Source organism: Streptococcus handemini, from assembly GCF_040984445.1.
In the GTDB taxonomy this organism is placed as follows: Bacteria; Bacillota; Bacilli; order Lactobacillales; family Streptococcaceae; genus Streptococcus; species Streptococcus handemini.
On sequence record NZ_JBFRYH010000021.1, the window covers coordinates 23,748 to 31,243 of the forward strand.

Here is a 7,496-nt window from a genome sequence, read left to right on the forward strand (position 1 = left end):
TTTCCTTCCCCTAAAAATCCATTTTTAATCTCAATTCATGAACGGTATTAGATTCAACACCCACCACCGTCACATGCCCCATCTTCCGATTATATTTAGCTTCTGCTTTGCCGTAGAGATGAAGGTGAGCTTGTGGATGCTTAGCCATGAACGTTTGCGCCGCCTCCATATCCTGCCCCAAGACATTGAGCATGACAGCTGGTGCATGGAGCTGGATTTTTGGTAAGGTTTCGTCTAGAATGCCCAAGATATGGGTATCAAACTGAGAAAAATTACAAGCCTCAATGCTGTAATGCCCCGAGTTGTGAGGGCGTGGTGCGATTTCATTGACCAAAATGGTTGAGCCTGTTACAAACATCTCTATACATAGTGTACCAAAAAGTTGCAAGTCTGTGGCAATTTTTCTTGCCATTTGAACAGCTTTTTCAGCCAAACTTTCAGAAATGCGGGCTGGAGCAATGGTTTTAGACAAAATATTGTTGCGGTGAATATTTTCTTGGACAGGAAAAACGGTCAATTCTTGACCATTTCCTGAAACAAGTACGGAAATTTCCATATCAAAGGGGACAAAATCTTCCAAAACGCAGTCGGTCTGGTCCGCCAAGACTTTTGCCTGTGCTAAACTTGCCTCATCATGAATGACGACTTGACCATGGCCGTCATAACCACCTGTCGCTGTTTTCAACACCCGTGTCGTCAAAAAATCATAATCTGCCAAATCAAGGCTTGACTTGACAATCCTGTAAGGCGCTAGCGCTACCCCTGCTTTGGTCAGAAAGGCTTTTTCAGCAATCCGATTTTGGGCAATCCGTAGTAAATCTGTCCCTTGAGGCAATAGCGCCTTATCCGCTACCACATCAAGGCTATCTGCATTCACATTTTCAAATTCATAGGTCAAGACATCACAACGCTCTGCCAAGGTACGGAGAGCCTCTACATCTGCATAATCAGCCACGATGACCTCACTCACTCGAGAGGCTGGGCAATCCGCTGCTGGATCAAGCGTGATAACCTTATGCCCACGGTAAATGGCTGCGATTGCCATCATCTGACCTAACTGTCCACCACCGATAATCCCAATTGTCTTAGATAAGGTCATGACTTGACTCCTCTGCAATTTTTCCTTGATTTTCAGCAAATTCGACTAGTTTTTCATGAAAATGTGGATTTTCAAGCGCCAAAATCCGTACCGCAGACAGTCCTGCATTAATCGCTCCGCTATCTCCAATCGCCATCGTCATAACGGGCACACCTCCGGGCATCTGCACAATGGAGTAAAGCGAGTCAATCCCGCTTAGCGCCCGTGATTTAATCGGCACTCCGATGACTGGCAAGGTCGTCTTAGCTGCCACCATTCCTGGTAAATGTGCTGCACCACCTGCACCTGCAATGATTACCTTGATTCCTCGTTCACGGGCTTTTGCTGCATGTTCAAACATCAAATCAGGTGTTCTGTGGGCAGAAACCACCTTTTTTTCATAAAGAACACCAAATTCATCCAATATCTGCGCTGCTTTTTTCATGGTTTCCCAGTCTGAAATCGACCCCATGATGAGCGATACCTGTACTTGTTCCATCATATCTCCTTATTTATTTGCCTTGCTTCCAATGTCTGTCCGATAAAACAAGCCTGTCGTGTCTTGCTTTTGCAGTTGCTGATAAATGGTCTTTTGAGCTTGTGACACGGTATTCTGTGTTGTAACAAGCATATAGACTCGTCCTCCATTTGAGACTAGTTCTTGATCCGCATTTAAGCGCGCACCGGCATAGTAGGTTTCAATGTCTCCACTAGTTTTTTCTGGCAAACGTATCCCTTTTTCGTACGCAAGCGGATAGCCCTCACTTGCGACTACAACACCAAGGGTTATCCCCTCTTCAATCCAAGTAAAGTTAGGTACTCTTCCTGCTAGTAAGTCTGTGATATTTTCTGCAAAATCAGATGTCAATCGTGGTAGAATGACCTGCGTTTCAGGATCTCCAAAGCGAGCATTAAACTCAATAACCTTAGGTCCTTCATTCGTCACAATCAAGCCCGCATAGAGGATACCGAGATAGGGACGTCCTTCTGCTATCATGCCTTTTAAGACAGGCCGAATGATTTCAGAAACAACTTGTTCCACGACACTCGCTGACAAATGGGGAACTGGCGCATAAGCGCCCATTCCGCCAGTATTTGGTCCCTTATCATCATCAAAAGCCCGCTTGTGGTCCTGCGCTGTCGGCATGAGGTAAAAATCCTCACCGTTAACAAAAGCAAAAAGAGAAAATTCCTCACCGCTCAGAAATTCCTCGATGACCACGCGCGCGCCGCTGTCGCCGAATTTATTATCCAGCAACATATCTTGAGCCGCAGCCACCGCTTCTGCCACCGTTTCAGCAACCACGACACCTTTTCCAAGAGCCAATCCGTCAGCCTTGACCACAATTGGTGCACCTTGTGTTTCAATATAAGCTTTAGCTGCCTCAAAATCAGAAAACGTTGCATAGCGTGCAGTCGGTACACCATATTTGGTCATGATTGATTTGGCAAAGTCCTTGGACCACTCTAGCTCTGCAGCATCTTTTCTAGGTCCAAAAGCGACTAAACCAGCTTCCTCAAAGGCATCAACGATACCTGCCGCCAAAGCATCATCTGGCCCAACAAAAGTCCAAGTAATTTCTTCTTTCTTGGCAAATGCTATTAACTCAGAATGTTCGGAAATAGCGACATTAACCAGATTAATGCCGTCTGACAACATTCCGTCATTCCCAGGAGCAACAAATACCTTTTCAACAACTTTTGATTCTAATAATTTCTTTGCAATCGCATGTTCACGACCACCCGAACCAACAACCAATAACTTCATCTACCCACCTCTAAAAACGTATTTTATAAGGATATTGTAACAAAATCATTCGTTTTTATCCATAAATACTATAAAATAATCTAGTTTTCAATTCATTTCCGAACGATAGATAGAGTTAATGAAAAACATGAAGCCTTTTAACAGACTTCATGCCTTCCTGTATTATGATTTCTTTTTAAAGAGAGCAAAGCCAACCAGCATCGGTAAGAAAGAAACCAGTCCCCAGATACTCCAGTTTGTTCCTGTTTTTGGTAGATGTTTCGGTTTTACTGTTAAGCTAGTTGTCCCTCTTCTAGGCGAAACCGAGATTCCGCTATCACTCACGCTTTCAACAACAGTAGCTTCCGTAGCAGAAGAGGCTTTGGCGAGCATTTGTGTATCTTGACCTTGCCCCGTACTAGTACTAGTCGTTCCAAAATTTGAGGCGCTCGTCACCGTTGAAGACGATACGATTGAGCTACCCGTCACTACTGTACTTGAAGATGACAAGACAGGATTTGGTTCACTCTTTTCCATCGTTGATGAACTAATCACTGTGTTAGAATGGATATTTTCTGCTGAAGAATAGTTTAAATCCGAAGTAGTAGCACTTGGTCCAGATAAACTCGGTCTAGTAGCAATGTTCGCAGCATTTGTAGTACTTGGCGAATTCTCTGATCCATTACCCTCCTCCTTGTTTTCTAACTCCGAAGGTTTGGTCGTATTAGACGACTCAGTTTCGTCGCTTGATGAGGAGGTACTTTCTGTCGCACTTGGGATGCTCTCATCAGTAGTAGAACTTGAACTTGTCACTGTTGTTTCCTTGTCTTCATCCTCACTACTTGACGGTACAGTGCTATCTGAAGACTGATTTGTAGTATTTTCAGAGGATAACATGCCAGATTCCGTTGACGGAGCAGTGGCTGCAAATGTCTCTTGGTCAAATTTTTTAAAAATAGCTAACAAATTCTCTTTACGACTCTCTGTTTCTTCCTCTGTTTCTCCATCTCCAAACCGTAACTCGTCTAATACATACAGATATGGATCTTTTTGATAAATCAAATCCAACCATGTTTGATGGCGTTTTTCCTGCGGTAAAGTATTGATTTTATCAATTAAATTGTTATAAGCAGAAACAGCTTCTGTCATCGCATCATACTTCTTCTCAGCAAGTGATAGTAGAGATAGGGCAACATTCTTCTTCTCTTCTATCACATGATTATCTCCTGTATACCTAATCTCATCTAAAGTATTATAAAATTTATACGGTAAATCGACAGAACTCACTTCTTCCTTGCTCTCAAGAAACTCCTCACGACTTGGTCGTGCTATAGTTGCTGGAAAATGCTCTGTTTTAGGAGCAGATACAGCAGGTCCATCTATAAGATAAATAGTATAACTATGTTTTTCTCGGCCTTGTTTCTCTTCAAATTGATTCGCTTTGATTAAGATGTCGTTGATGACATTCATTTGCTCCAACAAATGCTCCCATTGCCGAAGCTTTGTCTGCTTAGTAGTCTCTAACTCTTCAAAGGTATGAAATGCTTGAGATAACCCATCAATCGTAAAGTCATCATAAGAAGTATAGCCATTTTCATTTACATATAAATTAGAAGCCTCTCCTTGAATAGTAATGTTTTCTAATTTTTGAATGGCTGCGGAAATAGCAGATTTCTTATCATTAACTTCTTTCACCGCCTGAGCAATGGCTTTTTCGTCTGCTATCTTTCCTTTAATGCGGTTTTCTAATAAAGTTAGTTTTCTTAATACCACTTCCCGATTGAGATAAGCACCCGTACTTTGAATATCATTCCAAATAGATCTAAAACTCTCATCAGCAAAGTTATTGAATTGCTCCTTACGAATTTCTTCTGGCTGTGCATTAAAATAGGTGACTACTTCATTGTATTTTTCCCGTGCTTCTTTTAAATCTTCATAATTTTTCTCCAAATTACGTAAATCATTAAAGGCTGACCGCTGGTCTCGAATCATATTGTTTTCATCACGATCTGAATTTATAAAAATTAAATTACGAAACGAACTACTCAATGAATATGTTGGCTCTACAAATCTACTTACTACTGGGTAACTATATCGTACCTTAGAATTAGGCGACAAATCAACCTCTTTCAACCTCTCCAAATCTGAAAATCCTAGTTTATGTTCAATTCCTTTACTCACATAAAACGCATTCCACTTGGTCAATACTTCATCAATTAAGTCATATTTAAATTGGATTGAAGCTAATAATGTTAAAAGTTTATCTTTTCTCTCGAGTGTTTCACCTCCTAAATTACCTAAATAATAATTTTCAGAAACGACTAATTTCCGAACCTGCTCCTCCGTCAAATCATTATTTTTCAACTTCAAAATTGCTGCTACGACTTCTTCACGCTTCGTTTCCACTTCCTGAATCGCTGCTTGACGGGCTTGATCAGTATCTGCTTTAACAATCTCAACAGATCCAAGTTGTGTAACTGCTGGGATAACTGCTGTTCCTAGACCAATCGATACCACACCTACCGCTAGCTTTCTCAAGCTAAATCTTTGTTTTTTCATATGCAAAACTCCTTTATTGATTACTCTTATTTTACCCCCCCCCCGATATATTTTGTCAATATTTTTTATAAGGATTTCTATTTTTGTAACTTTTTCCGAACAGTTATGATAGGAGGATTTAAATGAAAAAATATTCAACAGTATTGCTATCGTCTGCTATGCTTCTTGCTAGCTTAACCTATGCGCCAAAAGTACAGGCCTATTCATCCTATGGACGTTGGTACAATGCCAATCGGAACAATCAAACCAGTTCTACACCTGTAGCACCAACAACGTCAGAACAAGAGAATCAGTCCAGTCAACCTAGCGAAGAAACACCTTCTCCAGCAATTGACCCTACTATCGTCCAAGAGCCCCTATCTACACAGGTCGACGGACAGGAAGTATCTGTTTTTTACAATCGAACAGATAGCCAACGTGGCAGTACAATCATGTATGCTATCTGGTCTGAAGCAAATGGACAAGACGATTTACAATGGTATACAGCAGGAGAAAGCATCACAACTATCTCTCTCAAAAATCCTAAAAATTACGGAACCTACCTTATTCATTCCTATATTATGGTGAACAATCGTCTAACGTTCTTGGAAGAAAAGAAATTTGTACTGGACAGACCTCACTTTCCACCTGCAAATCAAGCCAATTCACCAGCTCAACCAGGACAAGCAGAGCAAACTTCATCAGAAAAGAAACCAGATAAACCCGAAGAAATTCCTCAAGCACCCTCACCAACCGTTTCAGCAAGTGTTTCTACACCAGGATTTATCAATATACAAGTCGATCATGTCCCAGCTGGAATAACGGAAGTAAAAATTCCAGTTTGGTCTGTCAATAATGGTCAGGATGATCTCGTTTGGTACAATGCCACTCGCAACGCTGATGGGACTTATGGCTTACAAGTTGATTTAAAACGCCATAAGCTGGATACCGGAACCTATGCCATCCATGTCTATGGCAAGGAAGCAAACTCTTCCTTAAAAATCATGACACATACTCAAATTTCAGTTGAGAAAGAACAGCTCCCCGTCAATCCGGATCCTAAACTCGCCATTACTAGTCTAAACCCAGCAAACGGCACATACCAAGTACAGGTCACACCTCAAGTTGGAGGAAAATCCATCAAAAAAGTGGATGTCGCAACCTGGTCTACCGACAATCAAAGCAATCTCAAATGGCGTGTTGCTTCTTATCAAAATGGAGTTTATACGACCAATGTTAACTTCTCTGAACATCAGAGTATCAATGGGGTCTATCACAATCATGTCTACATTACTTATGGAGACGGTAGCCGCCTTGGGTATGCCGCTGAGAAAGTCAATTTGACCAATGCTCGTGCCTCTATACAAGTCACCACTACGTTTAGTTCTCAAGGAAATTTCCGTGTCTCTCTTGATAATATTTATGGAGGTGGAAATGTTAGCTACGCTGTTTGGTCAGATGAAAACGGACAAGATGATCTTCGCTGGTATACGGCTACTAAGGCTGGGGACAAGACCTATACCGGAGATATTCCGCTTCAGTTCCACAAGGGGACAGGAAAATACCATCTTCATGTCTATCAAAATGGAAAAGGTTTGATTCCATCCACCTTCCAAGTGACCACCTCTCAGCTCCCTGCACCTAAGCCTGTTGTTCGGACAGAGCCAAATACCTACCCTGTCGGTCAATGTACATGGGGAGCAAAAGAGCTTGCACCATGGATTCCCAACTACCTTGGTAATGCAAAATATTGGGCAAGTAATGCTAGAGAGCAGGGATTTGAAGTTGGCACAACTCCTCGTGTCGGAGCTGTTGCCGTTTGGACAGACGGTCAATTTGGACATGTCGGTGTCGTTACTGCCGTTGACAGTCCTACTCGTATTCGCCTTAAAGAATCAAACTTCAATGGGCATCAATATGTTGGTGATTTCCGCGGTTGGTTTAATCCTGTCACAGGCGGAATCGTAGCCTATATTTATCCTAATTAAACAACAAACTCCCAAGCGTAGTGAACGGCTCCCTGTCAAGTAGACAGTCAAATAATAAAAGATACTAAGCAACCTGATTCCTGAATTCCCAAGGAGTCAGGTTGTTTAATTTTGTTTGATAACGTTGTGTATTGTAAAACTGGAT

At 41.7% G+C, this 7,496-nt stretch carries 6 protein-coding genes; 1 reads left to right on the top strand and 5 read right to left on the bottom strand.

Annotation, left to right across the window (positions count from 1 at the left end; all coding sequences use genetic code 11):
• Nucleotides 1–10: 10 nt before the first annotated feature.
• From purK to ABPH35_RS04820, 4 genes are all read right to left on the bottom strand, one after another.
• Nucleotides 11–1,099 carry a 5-(carboxyamino)imidazole ribonucleotide synthase gene (purK, locus tag ABPH35_RS04805; RefSeq protein ID WP_349989547.1) on the bottom strand — a complete coding sequence of 363 codons (1,089 nt, stop codon included), beginning with the start codon at nt 1,097–1,099 and terminating at the stop codon, nt 11–13.
• Entirely contained in the window at nt 1,086–1,577 is a 492-nt protein-coding gene (purE, locus tag ABPH35_RS04810; RefSeq protein WP_349989549.1) for a 5-(carboxyamino)imidazole ribonucleotide mutase, read from the bottom strand. Before purE ends, purK begins: the two co-directional genes overlap by 14 nt.
• A gap of 9 nt (nt 1,578–1,586) precedes the next feature.
• The gene (gene purD, locus ABPH35_RS04815; protein WP_349989546.1) at nt 1,587–2,846 is read right to left on the bottom strand and encodes a phosphoribosylamine--glycine ligase; all 1,260 of its coding nucleotides are present in this window, start codon (nt 2,844–2,846) and stop codon (nt 1,587–1,589) included.
• Between the two features lie 162 nt (nt 2,847–3,008).
• Nucleotides 3,009–5,384, bottom strand: a complete 2,376-nt coding sequence (locus ABPH35_RS04820) for a YSIRK-type signal peptide-containing protein (protein ID WP_349989545.1) — start codon at nt 5,382–5,384, stop codon at nt 3,009–3,011.
• Nucleotides 5,385–5,506: 122 nt separating this feature from the next.
• Between ABPH35_RS04820 and ABPH35_RS04825 the strand changes: the two genes are divergently transcribed.
• Nucleotides 5,507–7,351 (top strand): GBS Bsp-like repeat-containing protein, encoded by a 1,845-nt coding sequence (locus tag ABPH35_RS04825; RefSeq protein WP_368849631.1) that lies wholly within the window; start codon nt 5,507–5,509, stop codon nt 7,349–7,351.
• A 64-nt stretch (nt 7,352–7,415) separates the two neighbouring features.
• Here ABPH35_RS04825 and ABPH35_RS04830 read toward each other — a convergent pair whose 3' ends face one another.
• On the bottom strand, nt 7,416–7,496 hold the full coding sequence (locus ABPH35_RS04830; RefSeq protein ID WP_349988131.1) for an IS3 family transposase: 81 nt from the start codon (nt 7,494–7,496) through the stop codon (nt 7,416–7,418).